Raw genomic sequence first — 655 nt, forward strand, 5'->3', positions numbered from 1 at the left:
TGAATTCACATTCGGTTTCCGGGCGTTCGGATGCAAGATATTCATAGACCGCGTCCTACGGTAACGGAAAGCGGCAATTCGAGGGGAGCGTCCGTCTTCTGCTGCCTAATACGGATTAACTCGTTCTCCCAATCAATATCATTTACTGTCAGTCCGGCTATGTCACAGCATCGCAGCCCGGTATAAAGCGCCAGCGAACCAACCGCTCTATCCCTGAGCGAAAGCCCCGAATCGATGTTCGTGAGAGCTTGTTTAATCCGATGCACTTCCTCCGGCTTCAGATACTGAATGTTCTTGCGCCGTTCGCGTAATTCAGGTAGGTAAGCCAATATTCTCGTGAGCGGTTCCGGGCAGTCAGGGTTCTCTCTTATACAGGCTTTGAAAACTGCTGCGATGTTCTTTTTGTACGAGCAGCTTCGGCGCAAAATGCCGTCCTCGCCTATGAAAACGGACAATGCAGTCGCTTCTGTAATCGCATCAACAGTGTTTATGCCTTTCTGCTGCAAAGCGTATAAAAAACTCGCCCCATGACTCGCCTCGGCTATGATTGTGGTTGCCTTCTTGTCTCGCTTGCTTTCGGATGCCCGGTAACAGTCAATCACAGCTTTGAACTCCGGCGACAACAAATGATACAGGCCGCGCTTAACAACCTTTT

At 50.1% G+C, this 655-nt stretch carries 1 protein-coding gene; it reads right to left on the reverse strand.

All coding sequences use genetic code 11. The features are described from left to right. Positions 1 to 41: 41 nt before the first annotated feature. Positions 42 to 602, reverse strand: coding sequence for a tyrosine-type recombinase/integrase (locus tag DSOL_RS26235; RefSeq protein WP_170871635.1), 561 nt, complete (start codon positions 600 to 602; stop codon positions 42 to 44). Positions 603 to 655: the final 53 nt, after the last annotated feature.

It is taken from the genome of Desulfosporosinus metallidurans (genome assembly GCF_001936615.1).
GTDB classification, from domain to species: Bacteria; Bacillota; Desulfitobacteriia; order Desulfitobacteriales; family Desulfitobacteriaceae; genus Desulfosporosinus; species Desulfosporosinus metallidurans.